The organism is Achromobacter pulmonis (assembly GCF_002885955.2).
Classification (GTDB): domain Bacteria; phylum Pseudomonadota; class Gammaproteobacteria; order Burkholderiales; family Burkholderiaceae_B; genus Achromobacter; species Achromobacter pulmonis_A.
Window position 1 is genome coordinate 268,205 of the sequence record NZ_POQS01000006.1, and the last position, 21,638, is coordinate 289,842.

The window sequence follows — 21,638 nt, forward strand, 5'->3', positions numbered from 1 at the left end:
GAAGCGTCGCGGCTGGCCGGCGTCAGGGTCGATCGCAGCCGCATCTGCATCTTCGCGCTGCAGGGGCTGGTCTGCGCCATCGCCGGCATCCTGCTGGCGTCGCGCATCACCTCGGGGCAGCCCAACGCCGCGGTGGGGCTGGAGCTGGCGGTGATTTCGGCCTGCGTGCTGGGCGGCGTCTCGCTGGCCGGCGGCCGGGCGACGATGACCGGGGTGATCGTGGGGGTGATGATCATGGGCATCGCCGAAAACGCGATGAACCTGCTGAACATCCCGGCCTTCTACCAGTACATCGTGCGCGGCGTGATATTGCTGCTGGCGGTGTTCCTGGACAATCTGCGCTCGCGCGCGCTGGGGCGGCGCTGAAGCGGGCGCAAAAACAAAAAAGCCGCGACTCTTTCGAGTGCGGCTTTTTTGTTGAAACTGGTTGCGGGGGCAGGATTTGAACCTACGACCTTCGGGTTATGAGCCCGACGAGCTGCCAGACTGCTCCACCCCGCGTCTGATGTGTGAATCATACATCATTTTGAAATCTTGTGCAGCGCACCCAGCGAATTTTTTTGCTTTTGCGCCATCCGCGACCCCAAAAACGCGCTCGCCAGTCGCCATAGCCGGGCCGCCAGGCCGGGGCGATCCAGGCAGATCACTTCGGCCGCATCGATGGCGGTGATGCGCGCCACGCCGCCATAGGCCAGGCCGTGGCCCTCGCCGGCGTGGAGCCTGGCCGACATGGCCAGAGGCAGGCCGTCCGGGGCCTGCGGGCCGGTGACCGGCTCGTCCACGCGCACGCTGCCGCTTACGCAAACCACGGTGGCGCAGGCGCGCAGCACCACCTGGCGGCTCGCGCCGGCGGCCAGCGACCAGCGGCTGGCCTGGATATCCGCAACGGAATTCGGGGTCATGGGCATCTCCTGTGACACCATGACAGGCTACGCGCCCGCTGCTATGCGCAACAGCCACACATCCCGGGTTTCTGTATCGAAGCAGATCCTCGATTTTGCCGCTGTTATGGTGTACTTTTGGCGAATCTGTGCCTACCTACCATCCGACCTCGGGGAGCATGATCGGCGCATGGACCCGCAACCGCTCTATCTACGCCTGGCCGACCACTACCGGCGCGCCATCCAGACCGGCGTACTGGCCCCGGCGCAGCGCATGCCCTCGGTGCGCACGCTGGTGCGCACCCATCACGTCAGCCTTTCCACCGCGCTGCAGGCCTGCCGCCAGCTGGAGGACGACGGCCTGATCGAGGCCCGGCCGCGTTCCGGCTATTTCGTGCTGAAGCCGCGGCGCGCGAGCATGCCGCCGGTGGACGAGCCGGATATCCGCCAGACGCTGGGAACCGCGCAATACGTGGGCATCCACGACCGCGTCTCGGACTTCGTCGCCAAGTGCGAGGCCCACCCGGTCAGCGCCAATTTCGCGCTGGCCGCGGCGGTGCCCGAGGCCTATCCCATGGAAGCCTTGAAGCAGGCCATGATGCGCGCGCTGCGCCAGTCGCCGCGCGCGCTGGTCGATCCGGTCCCGCCGCAGGGACATCCGGCGCTGCGCGCGGTGCTGGNNNAATGGCATCAATGCGACGCCCGACGACGTCATCGTCACGCATGGCTGCATCGAGGCCCTGAACCTGGCGCTGCGCGCCGTGGCCAGGCCGGGCGACACCATCGCGGTCGAATCGCCGGCCTACTTCGGCCTGCTGCAGGTGCTGGAGAGCCTGGGCATGCGGGCGCTGGAGATCCCCACCAGCCCGCAGCACGGCCTGTCCATCGAGGCGCTGGACCTGGCCTTCCAGACGCACGGCAACATCCGCGCGGTGGTGGTGGTGCCGAATTTCCAGAACCCGCTGGGCTGCGTCATGCCCGAGGCCGAGAAAGCCCGGCTGGTGGCGCTGTGCGAGCGCCAGCAGGTGCCGCTGATCGAGGACGACACCTACGGCGCGCTGACCGACGACGACACGCCGCTGCCGGCGGCCAAGTCCTGGGACGCGACCGGCAACGTCATCTATTGCTCGTCCATGCACAAGACGCTGGCGNTGTGTGAATCATACATCATTTTGAAATCTTGTGCAGCGCACCCAGCGAATTTTTTTGCTTTTGCGCCATCCGCGACCCCAAAAACGCGCTCGCCAGTCGCCATAGCCGGGCCGCCAGGCCGGGGCGATCCAGGCAGATCACTTCGGCCGCATCGATGGCGGTGATGCGCGCCACGCCGCCATAGGCCAGGCCGTGGCCCTCGCCGGCGTGGAGCCTGGCCGACATGGCCAGAGGCAGGCCGTCCGGGGCCTGCGGGCCGGTGACCGGCTCGTCCACGCGCACGCTGCCGCTTACGCAAACCACGGTGGCGCAGGCGCGCAGCACCACCTGGCGGCTCGCGCCGGCGGCCAGCGACCAGCGGCTGGCCTGGATATCCGCAACGGAATTCGGGGTCATGGGCATCTCCTGTGACACCATGACAGGCTACGCGCCCGCTGCTATGCGCAACAGCCACACATCCCGGGTTTCTGTATCGAAGCAGATCCTCGATTTTGCCGCTGTTATGGTGTACTTTTGGCGAATCTGTGCCTACCTACCATCCGACCTCGGGGAGCATGATCGGCGCATGGACCCGCAACCGCTCTATCTACGCCTGGCCGACCACTACCGGCGCGCCATCCAGACCGGCGTACTGGCCCCGGCGCAGCGCATGCCCTCGGTGCGCACGCTGGTGCGCACCCATCACGTCAGCCTTTCCACCGCGCTGCAGGCCTGCCGCCAGCTGGAGGACGACGGCCTGATCGAGGCCCGGCCGCGTTCCGGCTATTTCGTGCTGAAGCCGCGGCGCGCGAGCATGCCGCCGGTGGACGAGCCGGATATCCGCCAGACGCTGGGAACCGCGCAATACGTGGGCATCCACGACCGCGTCTCGGACTTCGTCGCCAAGTGCGAGGCCCACCCGGTCAGCGCCAATTTCGCGCTGGCCGCGGCGGTGCCCGAGGCCTATCCCATGGAAGCCTTGAAGCAGGCCATGATGCGCGCGCTGCGCCAGTCGCCGCGCGCGCTGGTCGATCCGGTCCCGCCGCAGGGACATCCGGCGCTGCGCGCGGTGCTGGCGCGGCGGGCGCTGGCCAATGGCATCAATGCGACGCCCGACGACGTCATCGTCACGCATGGCTGCATCGAGGCCCTGAACCTGGCGCTGCGCGCCGTGGCCAGGCCGGGCGACACCATCGCGGTCGAATCGCCGGCCTACTTCGGCCTGCTGCAGGTGCTGGAGAGCCTGGGCATGCGGGCGCTGGAGATCCCCACCAGCCCGCAGCACGGCCTGTCCATCGAGGCGCTGGACCTGGCCTTCCAGACGCACGGCAACATCCGCGCGGTGGTGGTGGTGCCGAATTTCCAGAACCCGCTGGGCTGCGTCATGCCCGAGGCCGAGAAAGCCCGGCTGGTGGCGCTGTGCGAGCGCCAGCAGGTGCCGCTGATCGAGGACGACACCTACGGCGCGCTGACCGACGACGACACGCCGCTGCCGGCGGCCAAGTCCTGGGACGCGACCGGCAACGTCATCTATTGCTCGTCCATGCACAAGACGCTGGCGCCGGGCATGCGCCTGGGCTGGCTGATCGGCGGGCGCTGGAAGGCCCGCATCGCCATGCTCAAGTTCGCGCAGAGCCGCCCCAACGAGCCGCTGGCGCAGATGGCCGCGGCCGAGTTCATGGGCTCGCGCGCCTACGACCGCCACCTGTCCAGGCTGCGCCGGCATCTCAAGGCCCAGCGCGACCAGACCGCCGAGACCATCGCCGCGCACTTCCCGGCCGGCACCCGCCTGAGCATGCCGCGCGGCGGCATGCTGCTGTGGGTCGAGATGCCGGACGGGCGCAGCGGCATGGAGGTTTTCGAAAGCGCGCTGCGCCAGGGCATACGGGTCGCGCCCGGCGCCATGTTCTCCAACAGCACGCGCTACGAGCATTTCCTGCGCATCAGTTGCGGGCAGCGCACCACGCCCGAGATCACGCGCGCGCTGCAGACCCTGGCGCGCATCGTGGCCGAGCGGCCGCGCAAATGAACCCGACGCTGCATCAGCTCATCGCCGACTACGGCCTGTGGGCGGTGCTGGCCGGCACCTTTCTGGAAGGCGAGAGCGTGGTGGTGCTGGCGGGCTTTCTGGCGCACCAGCGCCTGCTGCGCCTGCCCGACGTGATGCTGTGCGCGTTCGCCGGCTCGTTCGCCGCCGACCAGCTGCTGTTCTATCTGGGACGGCGCTACCGGGAGCACCGCTACGTGGCGCGGGTCCGCGCGCAGCCGGCCTTCGGCAAGGCGCTGGACCTGGTCGAGCGTTATCCCCACGGCTTCATCCTGACGCTGCGCTTTCTGTATGGCCTGCGCACGGTGGGACCGGTGGCGCTGGGCGTGTCGCAGGTGCCGGCGCTGCGGTTCCTGGTGCTCAACGCGGTGGCCGCCGCGATCTGGGCGCTGTGCTTCAGCGTGCTGGGCTATGCGTTCGGGCAGACCATCGAGTCGATGCTGGGGCGGCTGCACGGCGCCGAGACCAAGCTGGCGGTGGCCCTCGCCATCGGCGCGCTGATCGCGCTGGCCTACCACCTGTACGCCAGGCGGCGGCGCAAGTAGCGCGGCGCGCGGCTCAGAACACCAGTTGGCCGCTGGCGCGCAGCACGTGGCGGCGGCGCGCCTTGCGATACCAGGCGCCCACCAGCGGCAGGCGCGCCAGGCGGCGCAGGATGGGATGGCGCTGGTCGAAGTCGTGCCAGGCCTTGAAGCCATGCCCCATGCGTTCCCAGCTCTCGCGCGCTTCGGGCGAGAGTTTGCCGGGGTCGAACGCCGCCAGTTTTGCCGCTTCCGAGACGCGTTGCGCAATGGCCGCGCTCCGGCGTTCCGATGAATACTGATTCCGCATGGGGGCGCATATTACCCGGCTTGGACGATCGCCGCGTTGCGGCGCCGCCACGCGGCTGGAGCGGCTTTTGACCGCTGCGGGCAAGCCCTTGTAATCAAAGGAATTTGCGCAGCTATGCGCGCGCTATCCCAAGGCTTGTCCACAGAAGTTGTGGGTAACTGCGCCGGCGCGCGGCCCTTACTTGAGGGCGGCGTTGACCATGTCGCGCACGCTCTCGAAGCCGGCCACGTATTGCGGGTTCTCGGAACGGGCCAGCAGGCTGGAATAGTTCTGCTCCAGCTGCGCCTCGATGGCTTCGCGCAGGCCGGGCGAAGCCTTGGCCAGGTGCAGCATCGACATCAGGGTCGCGTTCAGCGCGTCGATGCGGCCGCCCTGGTGCGAGATGGTGTGGACGATAACGGCGATTTGTTCCTGGACATCCATGGGTAAGCCTCCTGGCGAAAAAAGTCGGCGCAAATCCTAGCATGGCCCCTCGCGCCCTGGCGCTAGGCAAGCCAGGCGCGGCACGCTAGCATGAAGCGTAGTCCCAATCGGCGCAGGCCGCGCGTGCGCGGCGCCTGGAGCAAAACGGAGCGCGCTCATGAAGACCATTCAGAACTACGTTCCCCCGCCGGCCCAGTCCCTGCAGCGCCTGCAGGACAGGCTGGGATACAGCGACGCGCGCATGACCGAACTGGCCGGCCTGGATGCGGCCGCGCCCTGGTCCAGCTATGTCGGCGGGCCCGAGCCGCGTGCGCTGGGCCGCCAGCGGCTGTTCTTCGTGGCCGCGCGCCTGGCCCTGGACGAAGCGGCCTGGCAGCGCGTGCTGGATTGCATGGCCGAGCTGGGCGCGGGCTTCGACTACGCCGAACCCGCCGGCGCCGCGCAGCCGGCCCCCGAACCGGTGGCCGACGAGGAACGCAAGTTCGGCATGCTGCTGGTCAGCCGCAACGGCGCCTTCCACGAAATGGAGCAGCTGCGCGAGTTCGCGCATTTCGCGCACGAACTCGGCGTCAGCCGCCACGTGCACTCCGCCTTCTATGACAGCGACATCGACCTCTGCCGTTTCAGCTTCGCCGACCACGACGACCTGGACGCCGCCAGCCGCGACCGCATTTTCGACGCGGCGCGCAAGACCATCACGCGCTTCGAATTCGACGGGCGCATCTATCAGGGCGGCATTCCTCCGGAGTCGGACGGTTAGGCCATGAACCAGAGACTGGATGACATCGACCGCAAACTGCTGAGCCTGCTGCAAGCCAACGCGCGCGAACCCGCGGCGATCCTGGCGCGCAAGCTGGGGCTGGCCCGCACCACGGTGGTGGCGCGCATCGCAAGGCTGGAGCGCGAGCACATCGTGAGCGGCTACGGCGTGCGCCTGGGACGCCTACTGGAAGAGGCCGCGGTGCGCGCCTACTGCTTCATCAGCGTGCTGCCCAAGACCCCTGCCGCCGTGATCCGCGAACTCGAGAAAATGCCCGAGGTCGAGGAAGTCTCCTCCGTCAGCGGCCCCTACGACTACCTGATTTTTTTGCGCTGCGAAACCCATGAGCAGCTGGATGAGCTGCTGGACCGCATCGGCCTGATCGACGGCGTCAAGCAGACGCAGACTTCCATCGTCCTGAGCCGCAAGCTGGACCGGCGCAGCGCCGTCGCCGCGCCCTGAAATAATGGTGTAATGACGATTGCTCCGACGATTGCCCCGATTTCAGGATTTTCCATGCTCGTACGCCTAGTCCCCGCCGCCGCCCTGCTCGCCGTCCTGGCAGCCTGCTCCAGCATGAGCGAGGTCAAGCAGGTCGACAAGGACACCTACAGCGTCACCTACAGCTCCGGCAGCCAGCTGCTGACCTGGGTGGAGCTGAAGAACCAGGCGCTGCAGCGCGCCGAGCAGCATTGCGAATCCATGGGACGCAAGCTGCTCAAGCCGGAGATCACCTCCAACCACGCCACCGGCCTGGGCTCCAAGCGCGCCACGGTCACCTTCGAATGCGGCGTCATCGAACCGCCGAAAAACGGCAAGCAGTAAGCCCGGCCGCGCCCGCGAACGGGTGTAGCATTATCCGCAACGCAATCCCATTCCCAGCACCGTGAACCCCTCCCTGCCCGTGGGCATCACCATGGGCGATGCCGCCGGCATCGGCCCCGAAATCGTCGTCAAGGCCTGCGCGCAAGGCCTGGGCGCGCCCTGCGTGGTGTATGGCGACGCGGCCCAGTTGCGCCGCGCCGCGGCCCAGCTGGGCGCCAGGCTGACGATCAAGGAAATCGCCGAGGTCGGCCAGGCCAGCGCCGCGGCAGGACACATCGACGTCATCGCATGCAGCCCCGCCCTGCCCGCCGACCTGCCGCTGGGCCAGGTCCATGCGGCCGCCGGGCGCGGCGCCTACGACTACGTCTGCGCGGCCATCGACGATGCGCAGGCCGGCCGCATCCGCGCCATCGTCACCGCGCCGCTGAACAAGAAATCCATGCACGCCGCCGGCATCGACTATCCGGGCCACACGGAGATCCTGGCCGACCGCTCGGCCACGCGCGACTTCGCGATGATGCTGGCCAACGACGAGCTGCGCGTGCTGCTGGTGACCATACACGTGGCGCTGGCCGACGTGATCGCGCGCATCACGCCGCAAGCGGAGCTGCGGGCCATGCGCCTGGCCGACCGGGCCTGCCGGCAGATGGGCATCGCCCATCCGCGGGTGGCGGTCGCGGGCCTGAACCCGCATGCCGGCGAAGGCGGCAAGTTCGGCCGCGAGGACGTCGACATCATCGAGCCGGCGATCGCCGCCGCGCGCGCCGAAGGCATAGACGCCAGCGGCCCCTGGCCCGGCGACACGATATTCATGCGCGCGCGCCGCGGCGAGTTCGACATCGTGGTGGCGCAATACCACGACCAGGGCCTGATCCCGGTGAAGTACCTGGGGCTGGACCACGGCGTCAACGTGACGGTGGGCCTGCCCTTCGTGCGCACCAGCGTGGACCACGGCACGGCCTTCGACATCGCCGGCAAGGGCGTGGCCGACCAGGCCTCGCTGGTGGCGGCATTCGACCTGGCGCTGGCGATGACGCCCTGAGGCGCGCCGGGCCGACACCTGGCTGTCAGGAAAGCCGGACGGCCCGGGACTACAATACGCCCCGTTTCCAGCGCCCCCGCGGCGCTTTTCGTCCGTCTTCCCATCCCCCTCATGTCACGCCTCGCACGCCTGTTTCCCGACCGCTTCACGCTCTACCTGATCTGCACCGTCATCATCGCCAGCATCGCGCCCGCCCACGGCCAGGGCGTGGCCGTGTTCGGCTGGATCACGAATATCGCGGTGGGCCTGCTGTTTTTCCTGCACGGCGCGCGCCTGTCGCGCGAGGCCGTCATCGCGGGGCTGACGCACTGGAAGCTGCACCTGACCATCTTTTCGGCGACCTTCCTGATGTTTCCGCTGCTAGGCCTGGCGCTCAAGCCGGTGCTGGAGCCGCTGGTCACGCCCGAGCTGTACCTCGGCATCCTGTTCCTGTGCTGCCTGCCGGCCACGGTGCAGTCGGCCATCGCCTTCACCTCGATGGCGCGCGGCAACGTGCCGGCCGCGGTGTGCAGCGCCTCGGCCTCCAGCCTGCTGGGCATCTTCCTGACGCCGCTGCTGGTGGGCGCGGTGGTGGCCAACGCCGGCAGCGCGCCGATTTCGTTCGACGCGGTCGGCAAGATCATGCTGCAGCTGCTGCTGCCCTTCGTGCTGGGCCAGTTCGCGCGCCGCTGGATCGGCGCCTGGGTCCACAAGCGCAAGGCCATGCTGAAGTTCGTCGACCAGGGCTCGATCCTGCTGGTGGTCTATACGGCCTTCTCCGAGGCCATCAACGAAGGCCTGTGGAGCGCCACGCCGATTCCGGCCCTGCTCGGCCTGCTGGTGTGCTGCGCGGTGATCCTGGCCCTGGCGCTGGGCCTGTCGGCCCTGGCCGGCAAGGTGCTGGGCTTCAACGTCGAGGACCGCATCACGCTGCTGTTCTGCGGCTCCAAGAAAAGCCTGGCCAGCGGCATCCCGATGGCGCAGGTGCTGTTCGCCGGCCACGCCGTGGGCGCGATCGTGCTGCCGCTGATGCTGTTCCACCAGATCCAGCTGATGGTCTGCGGCGTGCTGGCCGCGCGCTTCGGCAAGCGGCCCGAAGGCAAGGACTGAACGCCGCGGCAGCCCAACAAAAACGCGCCCGAGGCGCGTTTTTTGTTGGTGCGGAGGATCAGTACATGTCGCGCGGCTGCGCGCCGGAGAAGTTCAAGAAGCGCGTGCTCGATCCCTGGAAGGTCAGGCGCACCGTGCCGATGGGGCCGTTACGCTGCTTGCCGATGATGATCTCGGCCGTGCCCTTGTCCGGCGAATCGGGGTTGTAGACCTCGTCGCGGTAGATGAACAGGATCACGTCCGCGTCCTGTTCGATGGCGCCGGATTCGCGCAGGTCGCTCATCACGGGACGCTTGTTGGGACGCTGTTCCAGGCTGCGGTTCAACTGCGACAGCGCGATCAGCGGACAGTTGAGCTCCTTGGCCAGGCCCTTGAGCGAACGGCTGATTTCCGACACTTCGGTGGCCCGGTTCTCGCCCGAGCCGTTGCCCGACATGAGCTGCAGGTAGTCGATGATGATGAGGCCGAGCTGGCCGCACTGGCGCGCCAGGCGGCGCGCGCGCGCCCGCACTTCCATGGGGCTGAGCGCGGGGGACTCGTCGATGTAGACCTGGGCGTCCTGCATGAGCTGGACCGCGTGGGTCACGCGCGGCCAGTCCTCGGCGATGAGCTTGCCGGTACGCATGCGGTGCTGGTCGAGCAGGCCGACCGAACCCAGCATACGCATCGCCAGCTGCACCGCGCCCATTTCCATGGAGAACACCGCCACCGGCAGCCCTTCCTCGATGGCCACGTGCTCGCCGATGTTCATGGAGAACGAGGTCTTGCCCATGGACGGGCGGCCGGCCACGATGATGAGGTCGCCGCCCTGCATGCCCGAGGTCATCTTGTCCAGGTCGGTGAAGCCGGTGGGCACGCCGGTCACGTCGGACGTGCTTTCGCGGTGGTAGAGCTCGTCGATGCGCTCGACCACCTGGGTCAGCAGCGGCTGGATCTCCTGGAAGCCGGCGGCGCCGCGCGCGCCTTCCTGGGCGATCTGGAATACCTTGGACTCGGCCTCGTCCAGCAGCTGGCGCGCTTCCTTGCCCTGCGGGTTCATGGCGGCCGAGGAGATTTCGTCGGCGATCGACACCAGCTTGCGCAGCATGGCGCGCTCGCGCACGATTTCGCCGTAGCGGCGGATGTTGGCGGCCGACGGCGTGTTGTGCGCCAGCGCGTTCAGGTAGGCCAGGCCGCCGGCGTCCTCGGCCTTGCCGGCGCTGACCAGCGACTCGTGCACGGTGATGACGTCGGCCGGGCGCGCCAGCCCGATCAGGCGGGCGATGTGGTGCCAGATCAGCCGGTGGTCGTGGCGGTAGAAGTCTTCTTCGACCAGCACGTCGGCGATGCGGTCCCAGGCCGCGTTGTCCAGCAGCAGGCCGCCCAGGACCGATTGTTCCGCCTCGATGGAATGGGGAGGAACGCGCAGGTATTCGAGCTGGGAATCGGCGGGTGTGTTCATGGCTTCAATAGTAACGGCTGCAGGATGTCCGCGACGCGGAAGAACCCTTGTACATCGCGCGAGGGCAGGCGCGCCAGCACGGTGCGCAGGGGCGCGGCGATGCTGCACAGAAGCCGCGCCAGCCGCGTCAGGCGGGCCCTGACTTCGGGGTCCGGATTGTGTTCGAAGTAGACCTGGAGCGCCAGTTTACCCAGCGTGCGGGCGTCGTCGTCCGGCAGCTTGCGCAGCGACGCCAGCGAGGCCAGCATCTGGAACAGATCATAGGCCTGGGCCAGCGGGCGCGACAGGGTCGAGCCTATGTTTTCTTCGAAATCGATGCGCCACAGCTCGCCGTCGCGCAACGTCACGTTGCGGATCTGCGCGCCGCCGTGCCACATGCCGCGCACATGGAACGCGGCCAGGTCGGCCGCCGCCGCGCGCGCCAGCCACAGCCGCGCGGTCGAATCCTCGTTGCGGATCAGGTCGGCCAGGTCCTCGCCCACGTATTCCAGCACGAGCAGATCCTGCTCCTGCCACCACACTTCGGGCACCCGGCAGCCGGCCTGCAGCAGCTGCGCAAGGCGCTGCGACTCGTGCGCCAGGCCATTGCGCAGCAGCACGCCGGGGCGCGGAAACTCCCCCAGGAACAGCTTGCAGCCCACACCCAGGAACAGGGCGCGGACATAGCGCGCCACGTAGCCCAGGCCCCGGCCCAGGCTGGGGTGGCGGCGCTTGATGATGCAGCGCACGCCGTCTATGGTCACGTCCCGCACCGACGGTTCACGCGATGCATCCACGCTGTCGAGCCAGGCTCGCAGGCCGGCAGGGGCGTTCTGGTGAACGGGTGGCTGGGTCAAAAAAGGCCTCTGAGGAAAGGTTCGCGCCGGGAAAAAAAAAGCCGGCGCGCGGGCCGGCTTTTTGTCACTGCGGTACCGGCTTAGGACAGTTCGCCTTCGACCAGAACCGTCACGTCGACCAGCACGTCGGCGTGCAGGGCGATCTGGGCCGGGAACTCGCCGACCGACTTCAGCTGGCCGTTGGGCATGCGGACCTGGGCCTTTTCGACGGCGTCGAAGCCAGCCTTGCGCAGGCCGTCGGCGACGTCGGCGTTGGTGACCGAGCCGAACAGGCGGCCGTCGACGCCGGCCTTCTGGACGACCTTCAGCTGGAAGCCGGACAGGCGCTCGCCCAGGGCTTGAGCGGCGGCCAGCTTTTCAGCCTGGGCCTTTTCCAGCTCGGCGCGGCGGGCTTCGAATTCCTTCATGGCGGCGTCGGTTGCGCGACGGGCCTTCTTCTGGGGGATCAGGAAGTTACGGGCGTAGCCATCGCGCACGCGCACGACTTCGCCGAGGTTACCCAGGTTGACGACTTTTTCGAGCAGAATAACTTGCATTTCAGTGCCCCGGATTAGTTGTGGTTATCGGTGTAAGGCAACAGGGCCAGGAAGCGCGCGCGCTTGATGGCGGTGTCCAGCTGGCGCTGGTAGATTGCCTTGGTGCCGGTCAGGCGAGCCGGGATGATCTTGCCGTTTTCTTGCACGAAGTCGCGCAGGGTGTCCAGATCCTTGTAGTCGATCTCTTCCACGCCGGCGGCGGTGAAGCGGCAGAACTTGCGGCGCTTGAAGAGCGGGTTCTGCTGCGTGAATTTGCGTTTTTCCTTGCGTTTTCCGAAGAAAGCCATGATATGTGCCTTTTTGTTTGAGGGGCCGGGCCTTGCCCGCATCCCCATAACCTATCCGTTTTCAGAAGGCGCTCATCGCGCCCCTTGCTCATTCCCTTCAGGCCACCAGCGGGTCGCGCCCTGCGCTGCCGGCTATCCTGCGCGCCTGCTGCAGATGCAGCTTGAGTTTCACCGAGTCCTTGCGCACGGGGGCCAGAAACCCCTGCACCAGCAATTCGGACCCTAAGGCGGTGTCCTTCAACAGCAGCGCCAGATCGCCCAACGCCACGGCCGCGATCGTCAGTTCCACACGGCGCGCAAGGCCGGCTTCGATGACTTCGGACTCGTGCGCCAGCAGCATTTCCAGCGCTGGCAATCCGGCGGGAGTGTGGCGCAAAGGCTCGCATTCGAGAACGCGGGCGCTGAGTTCCAGTTTGTTCATCCTGCCAGGCACCGGGGGGACCAGATGGAACGAGCTCTGCGTGAGCCCTGCTTACTCGGCCTGAGCCGCGGCCGCTTCCGCCGAAGCCTTGCGGGCTTCTTCGCGCTCGACCGACTTCATCATGATCGAGGGAGCGGTCTGGGCCTTCTTGGTCTTGATGACCAGGTGGCGCAGCACGGCGTCGTTGTAGCGGAACGAGTGTTCCAGCTCATCCAGCGTGGCTTGGCCGCACTCGATGTTCAGGCAGACATAGTGAGCCTTGACGAGCTTCTGGATCGGGTAGGCCAGTTGACGGCGACCCCAGTCTTCCAGGCGGTGGACGGTGCCGCCTTGACCCGTGACCAGCGTTTGGTAACGCTCGACCATGGCGGGCACTTGCTCGCTCTGGTCGGGGTGAACGATAAACACTACTTCGTAGTGACGCATGAGTAAAACTCCTTGAGGATGTCTCGCTGGCCGGTAACCCCCACTTCCGCACCTCCGCGCTTTCCACCACGAAGGCTTTTTTTCTTTCAAAAAAAGGGATATGCCGGCCCGCAAGGGGCAGCCCGCTGCCAGGGGGTTTTTTAAAACCAACCCAGCGGTCGAGCAAGAAAGCTCTCGATTATCGCCGATTGGGCGGCTGGAATCAAGCCGCCCTGCTGTGAACAATCAGGGACGGGCCATTTCACCGACAGCGGCGGCGGCCGGACCGGCGTCGGCCGCCTCGATTTCCCGCGGCCGGTTGACCACGCTGACCATCACGTAGCTGATGATCATGAGCAGAAACCACGAGCCCAGCTTGGCGATGGACACCCACTCCCAGCCGGCCGCCTGGTTCGGGTAGCGCCAGGCATGGGCGAAGGTGCCGATGTTCTCGGCGAGCCAGATGAACAGCGCCACCAGCGTGAATCCCAGCAGCAGCGGCATGCGGCGGTAGTCGCGCCAGATCCGGAAGTACACCCAGCAGCGGGCGAACAGCACCGCCGTCAGCGCGAACAGCAGCAGCCTGAAGTCGGCGATGAAATGGTGGGCGAAGAAGTTCACGTAGATCAGCGTCGACAGCGCCAGCGTGGCCGGCAGCGGCGGATGCGCCCGGAAGCGGAAGTCGAACAGGCGCCAGACCCGCGCCAGATAGCTGCCGACGGCCGCGTACATGAAGCCCGTGAACAGCGGCACGCCGCCGATGCGCAGCACGCTGGCCTCGGGATAGATCCAGGAGCCGGCCGCGGTCTTGAACAGTTCCATCGCCGTGCCCACCACATGGAACATCAGGATCACGCGGGCCTCGCTCCAGGTTTCCAGGCGCAGCGCGAGCAGCGCCGCCTGGATGCCCAGCGCGGCCAGGGTCAGGAAGTCGTAGCGGGCCAGCCAGACGTCCTTGGGGTACCACCAGTAGGTCGCCAGGAGCAGCGCGCACATCAGGCCGCCGAACAGGCAGGCCCAGGCCTGTTTCACGCCGAAGCGGAAGAACTCGTAGAGCGCGACGCCGAAACGGCCGCGGCCGGCCAGGTTGCCGGCCAGCCGCGATTCCCAGCCCTGCAGCCGCGCAATGAGCGGCCAGTCGTGGGCCGCCGGATGGCGCACGGCAGGCTCAGCCTTCGACGACGGCGTAGGCCGAGTGGTTGTGGATCGATTCGAAGTTCTCGGCCTCGACGCGGTAGCGCGCGATGCCGGGATGGGCGTTCAGGCGGGCCGCCACGTCGCGCACCAGGTCCTCGACGAACTTGGGATTGTCGTAGGCGCGTTCGGTGACGAACTTCTCGTCGGGGCGCTTGAGCAGGCCCCACAGTTCGCACGAGCCCTCTTCTTCGATCAGGCGGATGACGCTGTCCATGCTCAGGTCGCCGTCCAGGATGGCCGAGACGGTGACGTGTGAGCGCTGGTTGTGCGCGCCGTATTCGGAAATGGCCTTGGAGCACGGACAGAGGCTGGTGACGGGCACCTGCACGACCAGTTCGAACTCGACCTCCGCGCCCTGGGCGCGGGCGATCCACTGGACTTCGTAGTCCAACAGGCTCTGCACGCCGGAAATCGGGGCGGACTTGTTGATGAAGTACGGGAAGGCCGCCGTGATGTCGCCGCGCTCGGCGTGCAGCAGCGGCAGCATGTCGGCCGCCATGGCGCGGAACAGGGCCGGCGTCATGGGGGTGCTGCGGTATTTTTCCAGCAGCGCCACGAAGCGGGACATGTGCGTCCCCTTTTCTTCGGCGGGCAGCGCCACGGTCAGGGTCCAGTTGGCCACGGTGCCCTGGGGCGCGCCATCGCCGCCCTGGATCAGCATGGGGTGGCGCACGCCACGGATACCCACGCGCTGGATCGGGATGTGCCGGGTGTCCGCCGAGCTCTGGACGTCGGGCATCACGATGGCGGGGTCGATCGGAGAATTCATTTCGGCTTACCTGTCCAGGCGTACAGCCGTCAATATGCTGGGAGCCTGGGAATCTAGATGAAGGGGGCCATTATCGCCCATAAGGCCGCATTCGCCAGTGAAAACCCTTTGCCGGGTAGGTTGACGGGGCCGGAACAGAGTGTTTCATCCGCGGACCCGGGCATGCCGCCCCGGTCCGCGGGCCGGGCTTCAGCCCAGCAGGTCGGCGTAGCGCGCGCGGATCGAGCGTTCGATGCCGGCCGCGTCCAGGCCGATGCCGGCCAGCAGCGCCGACTGCTCGCCGTGGTCGATGAATTCGTCGGGCAGGCCCAGCTGCAGCACCGGAATCTGCACCCCGGCGGCGCTCAGCGTTTCCAGCACCGCGCTGCCGGCCCCGCCCATGACGGAGGCGTCCTCGATCGTGACCAATGCATCGTGGCGAGCCGCCAGGTCCAGCACCAGGTCGCGGTCGATGGGCTTGACGAAGCGCATGTCGGCGACGGTCGCGTCCAGTTTCTCGGCCGCGCCCAGCGCGGCCTGCACCAGCGTGCCGAAACCCAGGATGGCGATGCGGGCGCCCTCGCGGCGCACCACGCCGCGGCCCAGCTCGACGGTGTCCAGGCCGGGCGCGGGCTCGGCGCCGCAGCCCGCGCCGCGCGGATAGCGCACCGATGCTGGGCCGGGATACTGGTAACAGGTCGACAGCAGCAGGCGCGTTTCGTTTTCGTCCGAAGGCGTGGCCACCACCATGTTCGGCACGCAGCGCAGGAACGCGATGTCGTAGTTGCCGGCATGGGTGGCGCCGTCGGCGCCGACGATGCCGGCGCGGTCCAGCGCGAAGGTGACGTCCAGGTTCTGCAGGGCGACGTCGTGGATGAACTGGTCGTAGCCGCGCTGCAGGAAGGTGGAGTAGATCGCGACCACCGGCTTCTGGCCTTCACAGGCGATGCCGGCGGCGAAGGTCACGGCGTGCTGCTCGGCGATGCCGACGTCGAAATAGCGCTGCGGGAAGCGCTTTTCGAATTCCACCAGCCCGCTGCCTTCGCGCATGGCCGGCGTGATGGCGACCAGGCGGGTGTCCTGCTCGGCCATGTCGCACAGCCACTGGCCGAACACCTGGGTGAAGGTGCGCTTGCCGGGCGCCTTGGACTGCTGGATGCCGACGGCCGGGTCGAACTTGCCCGGGCCGTGATACAGCACCGGGTCGGCCTCGGCCAGCTTGTAGCCCTGCCCCTTGCGCGTCACCACGTGCAGGAACTGCAGGCCTTGCAGGGCCTTGAGGTTCTGCAGGGTCGGCACCAGCGCGTCCAGGTCGTGGCCGTCGATGGGGCCGACGTAGTTGAAGCCGAATTCCTCGAACAGCGTGGCCGGCGTGACCATGCCCTTGGCGTGCTCCTCGAAGCGGCGCGCCAGCTCAAGAACCGGCGGCACGTGCTGCAGCACCGCGCGGCCGACGTTCTTGGCCGCCGCGTAGAAGCGGCCCGACATCAGGCGGGCCAGGTAGCGGTTCAGCGCCCCGACCGGCGGCGAGATCGACATGTCGTTGTCGTTCAGGATCACCAGCAGGTTGATGTTGGGCGTGACGCCGGCGTTGTTCATGGCTTCGAAGGCCATGCCGGCCGACATCGCGCCGTCGCCGATGACGGCGATGTGCTGGCGCTGCACGCCGGCGTTGCGCGAGGCCACCGCCATGCCCAGCGCAGCCGAGATGGAGGTCGACGAGTGCGCGGTGCCGAAGGCGTCGTACTCGGACTCGCTGCGCTTGGGGAAGCCCGAGATGCCGCCCTGCTGGCGCAGGCGGGCCATGCCGGCGCGGCGGCCGGTCAGGATCTTGTGGGGATAGGACTGGTGGCCCACGTCCCAGACGATGCGGTCATGGGGCGTGTCGAACACCTGATGCAGCGCCAGCGTGAGCTCGACGGTGCCCAGGTTGGACGACAGGTGTCCGCCCGTTTTGGATACCGATTCCAGCACGAAGCCCCGCAGCTCCTCGGCAAGCTTTTTCAGCTCGCGGCGATCCAGGCGCTTGAGGTCTGCCGGGGATTGAATGCGGTCCAGTAAATCTGTCGTCATGCTTTTATTCGGTTCGTTGGCCCGGACTGCCTGCCGTCCGGGCTAGTCTCGGCTCAGCGGTCCCGAAGGACGATGAAGTCGGCCAGCTCGGCCAGGCGCTTGCCTCCCTCGCCCAGCGGCGCCAGCGCGGCCAGCGCGTCCTCGCGCAATGCTTCAGCAAATGCCCGCGCCTCGTCAAGCCCGAGCAGCGATACGTAGGTGGGCTTGTTCTCGGCCGCGTCCTTGCCCGGCGTCTTGCCCAGGCTGGCGCTGTCGGCGGTGACGTCGAGGATGTCGTCGACCACCTNTTGCCTCCCTCGCCCAGCGGCGCCAGCGCGGCCAGCGCGTCCTCGCGCAATGCTTCAGCAAATGCCCGCGCCTCGTCAAGCCCGAGCAGCGATACGTAGGTGGGCTTGTTCTCGGCCGCGTCCTTGCCCGGCGTCTTGCCCAGGCTGGCGCTGTCGGCGGTGACGTCGAGGATGTCGTCGACCACCTGGAACGCCAGGCCCACGGCCTGCGCATAGGCGTCCAGCGCCTGGCGCGTGGCCGAACTGGCGCCCGCCACGATGCCGCCCAGCGCCACACTGCACGCGAGCATGGCGCCCGTCTTCATGCTGTGCATGGTCTGGAGCTCGTCGCGCGACAGCGCGCGCCCGACGCTGAACAGGTCGATGGCCTGGCCGCCCGCCATGCCCTGGCTGCCGGCGGCGCGCGCCAGCGACTGGGTCGCCTGCACGATGAGCGCCGGCGCGATCGGCATGGAAGCCAGCAGGTCGAACGCCAGCGGCTGCAGCGCGTCGCCGGCCAGCATGGCGGTGGCCTCGTCGAACTGCACGTGGGTGGTGGGCCGGCCGCGGCGCAGCGTGTCGTCGTCCATGCAGGGCAGGTCGTCGTGCACCAGCGAATAGGCGTGGATCAGTTCGACCGCCGCGGCGGCGCGGTCCAGCGAAGCCTCAATGGCGAGGACGCTGCCGCTGACCGGGCAGGCCTGCCCCGCCGCATAGACCAGCGCGGCCCGCACCCGCTTGCCGCCGCCGAGGACGGCGTAGCGCATGGCTTCGTGCAGGCGCGCCGGCAGCGCGTCCGCGGGCGGCAGCAGATCGTCCAGCACGTCTTCGACGTGCCGCACGCGCCCCTGCAGCCACTCCGGGAAGGGGAGTTGTATTTGCTTCATCGGTTCTTATTCGTCATCCAGCGCCGCCGGGTCCAGCGGGCGCAGCAGGTCGCCCTCCAGGACCTTCACCTGCTGCTCGGCCTGCGCCAGACGCTCCTGGCAGACCCGCGTGAGCGCCACGCCGCGCTTGTAGGCGGCCAGCGATTGCTCGAGCGGCAACGACCCGTCTTCCATGGCCGCGACCAGCGCTTCGAGTTCGGCCAGCGCCGTTTCGAAATCCTGGGGCAAGGAGGAGTCATCGACCTGCGGGTCGGCTTGTGGGGAGTGGGCCAAACGGGTCTCCGAGGACGCTAGGGGTGGATCAATCCGTGAATTGTACGAGATACCCAAACCCTGTCGCGGCACGCATTTCAGGCGGGGGTTCCGGCCAGCCCCGCGACGGCGGCGCGCAGCAGGGGCGCCACCTGCGTGCGCAGCTGCGCCTCGGGCAGCAGGCCGGCCGGGCCGCCGCAGCTCATGACGAACACGCCCTCGCCCGTGACCGAGGCGAACGGCACCGCGGCCGCGTGGATGCCCGATTGCCACTCGCCGATGGCGTAGCAGCAGCCCGACTCGCGCAGTTCCGCGCGGGCGCGCTCGATGGCGGCGGCCGGCGGCGCGGCCTCGCCCAGCCGCGCCAGCGCTTCGTCGCAGGCCGGCGCCGGCAGGCTGGCCAGGTAGGCCCGCCCCATGGCGCTGTCCAGGCTGGCCCGGTAGCCGACCGGCAGGCGCAGATAGAGCGCGGACGAGCCGTGGATGGCCTCGACGTAGGTCATGGCGTCGCCGTCGAAGGCGCCCAGGGCGACGGCCGCGCCCGTGGCGCGGGCCAGCTCCGTCATGGAGGCCTTGGCCAGTTCGCGCACCTCCAGGCCGGCCAGCAGGCCGAAGCCCAGCGCCAGCACGCCGTAGCCGGGCGAGTACTTGCCCGTGTCGGGGTGATAGCGCAGATAGCCCAGCTCGGTCAGCGTGTAGGTGATGCGGCTGATGGTGGGCTTGGGCAGGCCGGTCAGCCGCGCCAGGTCCAGGTTGCCCAGCGCGGTCACGCCGTGGCGGAAGCAGCGCAGCACCTCCAGCCCGCGCGCCAGGGCGGTGATGAAGTCCGGCGAATTGGCGCCCTCTCCTGCGCCGGCGGCGCGCTTGCGGCGCGCGGGCAGGCTGAGCTCGACCTTGCCGTCGGGTTTGGCGGCGGGATGCGCGATACGCCTGGCGTCAGAAAAAGATTGCATTTCTATTCGCTTCGTTTTTATAGTTTATTTCGAATAACAAAATAAAATTCCATAGTTCGGAATTTAAAGCATGCCGGCCCGGATGACAAGCGGGCCCGCGGCCGGCCATCCACACCCGTACGCGAACCAAGGGGAAACACATGATGCGCACGAGCTTCAAATTGCTGGCTACCCTGGTCCTCGGCGCCGCCGCACTGAGCGCCCAGGCCGACACCTATCCGTCCCGCCCCATCAAGGTCATCTCGCCCTTCCCGGCCGGCGGCGCCACCGACGTGCTGACCCGGGTGCTGGCCGAGCGCATGGCCAAGACGCTGGGCCAGCCCATGATCGTCGAGAACAAGGCCGGCGCCGGCACCTCCATCGGCGCGGCGTTCGTGGCGCGCGAGGCGCCCGACGGCTACACCATCCTGATGGCCACCAACTCCACGCTGGTGACCAACCGCTACCTGTACAAGGACCTGCCCTACGATCCCGACAGCTTCGCCCGCATCGGCATGGTGGGCGTGGGGCCGCTGGTGCTGCTGTCCAGCCCCAAGCGGCCCTTCGCCGGCACGCAGGACGTGGTGGCCTACGCCAAGCAGCACCCGGGCAAGCTGACCTTCGCCACGTTCGGGCCCGGCACCTCGTCGCACCTGGCCGGCGAGCTGTTCAAGAAGCGCGCCGGCATCGACATCCTGCACGTGCCCTTCAAGGGCGCCACCCAGGCCCTGCCGGCGCTCATCAGCGGCGAAGTGGACCTGTTCTTCGACATGGTGGCCACCGGCATGCCGCAGGCCGACGCGGGCAAGGTCAAGGTCTTCGCCATCACCAGCCCCACGCGCCTGCCCACCCAGCCCAAACTGGCCACCATGGCCGAACAGGGCTATCCGGATTTCGACCTGACCGCCTGGTTCAGCTTCGTGGCGCCCAAGGGCACGCCCGCCCCCGCCATGGACAAGCTGCGCCAGGCCCTGGCCGAGACGCTGCAGGACGAGGCGATCAAAAAGCGCATGCTTGAAATGGGCATAGACCCGCGCTCGGGCACGCCGGCCGAACTGGACCGCCAGATCGCGAGCGAACAGCCCATCGTCGCGCAGCTGGTCAAACAGGCCAACATGGCGCCGCAGTAAATACACGGGGCGGACCCTTGTTGTCAGCCCCTGTTACCAGGCCCTAACGCCTGGATACACCGGCCCCGCCGGCCCGGCTGCTATGGTGAAACAAACCCCATAGCGAATGCCCGATGCCGTACCTCGAAGAAAGATATGCACGGCTGGACGCTGCGCGCTGGCTGGCGGCCCTGGCCGTCGTCCTGCTGCACAGCGCAGCCATGATCGTCAGCAATCCCGCCGCCTATGGCGGCGGCGCGTGGCTGGCCGCCAACCTGTACGATTCGGCGGCGCGCTGGTGCGTGCCCGTCTTCGTCATGGTCAGCGGCGCCCTGCTGCTGGACCCCGACAAGCCCCAGGACGCGCGCCAGTTCTACAGCCGGCGCATGGCGCGGATCTGCGCGCCGCTGCTGTTCTGGACGCTGTTCTACCTGGCCTGGCGCACCGGGCTGGACTGGTGGGACGACGGCCGCATCGATTTTTCGTTCTGGCCGCGCAAGGTCGCCCAGGGCGAGCCCTATTACCACCTGTGGTACCTGTACATGATCGTGGGGCTGTACCTGTTCGCGCCCCTGATCCGCCTGCTGTATGCGCGCAGCACGCCGCGGGCGCGCGCGCTGTGGGTGGTCGGCATCCTGGGCGTGGCGATCCTGGACTCCCTGTACCGCCGCGCGCTGGGCGCGCCCGCCGGCTTCTTCCTGACCTGGTTCCTGCCGTATCTGGGCTATTTCGTGGCCGGCCGCCTGATCTTCGACGGCCAGATGCGGGTGCCGCGTCCGCGCCTGATGCTGGCGGCCAGCGTGGCCGCGACCGCGCTGGGCGTGTATGCCATGTCCAACAGCCGCACGCTGGACACGTATTTCTATGACTATTTCAGTCTGACCGTCCCGTTCATGTCGCTGGCTGCCTTCCAGTGCATCGTGTCGTCGCCGCGCCTGCCGCGGCTGGCCTCGCTGGCCCCGCTGACCTTCGGGGTCTACCTGATCCATCCGCTGTTCCTGGACGTGGCGCGCCGGGCCGGCGCGATCACGGGCGCGCGCAGCGACGCGTGGGCGGTGCCGCTGCTGGCGGCCGCCGTATTCGCATTGTCGGCGGCCAGCAGCTGGCTGCTGAGGAGGCATCCAGCCACCCGCAGACTGGTCTGAATTCTGCGGCGCCAGGACTTCGTCCGTGCTTGCGTATCATCGCGGGCGCGGGTCTGGCCCTTGGGGTACAATTC

General features: G+C 67.9%; 25 protein-coding genes, 1 tRNA gene and 3 pseudogenes. 11 read left to right on the forward strand and 18 right to left on the reverse strand.

Annotated features, from left to right (window positions below; translation table 11 throughout):
- The coding region (locus C1I89_RS22955; RefSeq protein ID WP_440130659.1) for an ABC transporter permease subunit at window positions 1-366 on the forward strand (366 nt) is incomplete at its 5' end.
- Window positions 367-424: 58 nt separating this feature from the next.
- Here C1I89_RS22955 and C1I89_RS22960 read toward each other — a convergent pair.
- Both C1I89_RS22960 and C1I89_RS22965 read right to left on the reverse strand, forming a co-directional pair.
- Window positions 425-501, reverse strand: a tRNA-Met gene (locus C1I89_RS22960).
- 20 nt (window positions 502-521) lie between these two features.
- Window positions 522-902, reverse strand: coding sequence for a hypothetical protein (locus C1I89_RS22965; RefSeq protein WP_102774772.1), 381 nt, complete (start codon window positions 900-902; stop codon window positions 522-524).
- Between the two features lie 169 nt (window positions 903-1,071).
- Here C1I89_RS22965 and C1I89_RS22970 point away from each other — a divergent pair.
- Window positions 1,072-2,032: pseudogene (locus tag C1I89_RS22970) on the forward strand (PLP-dependent aminotransferase family protein); the annotation flags it as partial.
- A 16-nt stretch (window positions 2,033-2,048) separates the two neighbouring features.
- Here the strand turns inward: C1I89_RS22970 and C1I89_RS22975 are convergent.
- Window positions 2,049-2,429 carry a hypothetical protein gene (locus C1I89_RS22975; protein ID WP_102774772.1) on the reverse strand — a complete coding sequence of 127 codons (381 nt, stop codon included), beginning with the start codon at window positions 2,427-2,429 and terminating at the stop codon, window positions 2,049-2,051.
- 169 nt (window positions 2,430-2,598) lie between these two features.
- Here C1I89_RS22975 and C1I89_RS22980 point away from each other — a divergent pair, with 169 nt between their 5' ends.
- The gene (locus tag C1I89_RS22980; protein WP_102774773.1) at window positions 2,599-4,041 is read left to right on the forward strand and encodes an aminotransferase-like domain-containing protein; all 1,443 of its coding nucleotides are present in this window, start codon (window positions 2,599-2,601) and stop codon (window positions 4,039-4,041) included.
- Window positions 4,038-4,604: a DedA family protein gene (locus tag C1I89_RS22985; RefSeq protein ID WP_102774774.1), complete on the forward strand. Its 567-nt coding sequence runs from the start codon at window positions 4,038-4,040 to the stop codon at window positions 4,602-4,604. Before C1I89_RS22980 ends, C1I89_RS22985 begins: the two co-directional genes overlap by 4 nt.
- Window positions 4,605-4,617: 13 nt before the next feature.
- Here C1I89_RS22985 and C1I89_RS22990 read toward each other — a convergent pair whose 3' ends face one another.
- On the reverse strand, window positions 4,618-4,890 hold the full coding sequence (locus C1I89_RS22990; RefSeq protein WP_246842550.1) for a hypothetical protein: 273 nt from the start codon (window positions 4,888-4,890) through the stop codon (window positions 4,618-4,620).
- Between the two features lie 177 nt (window positions 4,891-5,067).
- Window positions 5,068-5,313 carry a hypothetical protein gene (locus C1I89_RS22995; protein WP_102774775.1) on the reverse strand — a complete coding sequence of 82 codons (246 nt, stop codon included), beginning with the start codon at window positions 5,311-5,313 and terminating at the stop codon, window positions 5,068-5,070.
- A 157-nt stretch (window positions 5,314-5,470) separates the two neighbouring features.
- Here C1I89_RS22995 and C1I89_RS23000 point away from each other — a divergent pair, with 157 nt between their 5' ends.
- The 5 genes from C1I89_RS23000 (at window position 5,471) to C1I89_RS23020 (ending at window position 9,029) form a co-directional block, all read left to right on the forward strand.
- Complete coding sequence (locus C1I89_RS23000) at window positions 5,471-6,073, forward strand: hypothetical protein (RefSeq protein ID WP_102774776.1); 603 nt, start codon at window positions 5,471-5,473, stop codon at window positions 6,071-6,073.
- Between the two features lie 3 nt (window positions 6,074-6,076).
- Window positions 6,077-6,535, forward strand: coding sequence for an Lrp/AsnC family transcriptional regulator (locus tag C1I89_RS23005; protein WP_102774777.1), 459 nt, complete (start codon window positions 6,077-6,079; stop codon window positions 6,533-6,535).
- 54 nt (window positions 6,536-6,589) lie between these two features.
- Complete coding sequence (locus tag C1I89_RS23010) at window positions 6,590-6,898, forward strand: hypothetical protein (protein ID WP_102774778.1); 309 nt, start codon at window positions 6,590-6,592, stop codon at window positions 6,896-6,898.
- Between the two features lie 61 nt (window positions 6,899-6,959).
- A complete protein-coding gene (gene pdxA / locus C1I89_RS23015) occupies window positions 6,960-7,940 on the forward strand; it encodes a 4-hydroxythreonine-4-phosphate dehydrogenase PdxA (protein ID WP_102774779.1) in 981 nt (326 codons plus the stop codon).
- 111 nt (window positions 7,941-8,051) lie between these two features.
- Window positions 8,052-9,029, forward strand: coding sequence for a bile acid:sodium symporter family protein (locus C1I89_RS23020; RefSeq protein ID WP_102774780.1), 978 nt, complete (start codon window positions 8,052-8,054; stop codon window positions 9,027-9,029).
- 58 nt (window positions 9,030-9,087) lie between these two features.
- Here the strand turns inward: C1I89_RS23020 and C1I89_RS23025 are convergent, their stop codons facing one another.
- The 13 genes and pseudogenes from C1I89_RS23025 to C1I89_RS23085 all read right to left on the reverse strand — a co-directional run bounded on the left by C1I89_RS23025 (window position 9,088) and on the right by C1I89_RS23085 (window position 19,331).
- Window positions 9,088-10,470, reverse strand: a complete 1,383-nt coding sequence (locus tag C1I89_RS23025) for a replicative DNA helicase (protein WP_006388372.1) — start codon at window positions 10,468-10,470, stop codon at window positions 9,088-9,090.
- The gene (locus tag C1I89_RS23030; protein ID WP_102774781.1) at window positions 10,467-11,306 is read right to left on the reverse strand and encodes a hypothetical protein; all 840 of its coding nucleotides are present in this window, start codon (window positions 11,304-11,306) and stop codon (window positions 10,467-10,469) included. The genes C1I89_RS23025 and C1I89_RS23030 overlap by 4 nt, the downstream gene beginning before the upstream one ends.
- A gap of 80 nt (window positions 11,307-11,386) precedes the next feature.
- Window positions 11,387-11,842, reverse strand: a complete 456-nt coding sequence (rplI, locus tag C1I89_RS23035) for a 50S ribosomal protein L9 (RefSeq protein WP_102774782.1) — start codon at window positions 11,840-11,842, stop codon at window positions 11,387-11,389.
- 14 nt (window positions 11,843-11,856) lie between these two features.
- Window positions 11,857-12,129, reverse strand: coding sequence for a 30S ribosomal protein S18 (gene rpsR / locus C1I89_RS23040; protein WP_006218308.1), 273 nt, complete (start codon window positions 12,127-12,129; stop codon window positions 11,857-11,859).
- Between the two features lie 97 nt (window positions 12,130-12,226).
- Window positions 12,227-12,550: a primosomal replication protein N gene (gene priB, locus C1I89_RS23045; protein WP_102774783.1), complete on the reverse strand. Its 324-nt coding sequence runs from the start codon at window positions 12,548-12,550 to the stop codon at window positions 12,227-12,229.
- A 51-nt stretch (window positions 12,551-12,601) separates the two neighbouring features.
- Window positions 12,602-12,976, reverse strand: coding sequence for a 30S ribosomal protein S6 (gene rpsF / locus C1I89_RS23050; protein ID WP_102774784.1), 375 nt, complete (start codon window positions 12,974-12,976; stop codon window positions 12,602-12,604).
- A 225-nt stretch (window positions 12,977-13,201) separates the two neighbouring features.
- Window positions 13,202-14,116, reverse strand: a complete 915-nt coding sequence (locus C1I89_RS23055) for a DUF817 domain-containing protein (RefSeq protein ID WP_102774785.1) — start codon at window positions 14,114-14,116, stop codon at window positions 13,202-13,204.
- Window positions 14,117-14,123: 7 nt separating this feature from the next.
- A complete protein-coding gene (folE2, locus tag C1I89_RS23060) occupies window positions 14,124-14,921 on the reverse strand; it encodes a GTP cyclohydrolase FolE2 (RefSeq protein ID WP_102774786.1) in 798 nt (265 codons plus the stop codon).
- A gap of 189 nt (window positions 14,922-15,110) precedes the next feature.
- Entirely contained in the window at window positions 15,111-16,973 is a 1,863-nt protein-coding gene (dxs, locus tag C1I89_RS23065; RefSeq protein WP_102774787.1) for a 1-deoxy-D-xylulose-5-phosphate synthase, read from the reverse strand.
- A 53-nt stretch (window positions 16,974-17,026) separates the two neighbouring features.
- A pseudogene (locus C1I89_RS35780) lies at window positions 17,027-17,257 on the reverse strand (polyprenyl synthetase family protein); the annotation flags it as partial.
- Window positions 17,257-18,126: pseudogene (locus tag C1I89_RS23075) on the reverse strand (polyprenyl synthetase family protein); the annotation flags it as partial. The pseudogenes C1I89_RS23075 and C1I89_RS35780, both read right to left, overlap by 1 nt.
- A 6-nt stretch (window positions 18,127-18,132) precedes the next feature.
- Window positions 18,133-18,399 carry an exodeoxyribonuclease VII small subunit gene (locus tag C1I89_RS23080; protein ID WP_102774788.1) on the reverse strand — a complete coding sequence of 89 codons (267 nt, stop codon included), beginning with the start codon at window positions 18,397-18,399 and terminating at the stop codon, window positions 18,133-18,135.
- 77 nt (window positions 18,400-18,476) lie between these two features.
- Window positions 18,477-19,331, reverse strand: coding sequence for an IclR family transcriptional regulator (locus C1I89_RS23085; protein WP_102774789.1), 855 nt, complete (start codon window positions 19,329-19,331; stop codon window positions 18,477-18,479).
- Window positions 19,332-19,471: 140 nt separating this feature from the next.
- Here C1I89_RS23085 and C1I89_RS23090 point away from each other — a divergent pair, with 140 nt between their 5' ends.
- Together C1I89_RS23090 and C1I89_RS23095 are read left to right on the forward strand one after the other, a co-directional pair.
- Window positions 19,472-20,440 (forward strand): Bug family tripartite tricarboxylate transporter substrate binding protein, encoded by a 969-nt coding sequence (locus tag C1I89_RS23090; RefSeq protein WP_102774790.1) that lies wholly within the window; start codon window positions 19,472-19,474, stop codon window positions 20,438-20,440.
- 113 nt (window positions 20,441-20,553) lie between these two features.
- On the forward strand, window positions 20,554-21,564 hold the full coding sequence (locus C1I89_RS23095) for an acyltransferase (protein WP_102774791.1): 1,011 nt from the start codon (window positions 20,554-20,556) through the stop codon (window positions 21,562-21,564).
- Window positions 21,565-21,638: the final 74 nt, after the last annotated feature.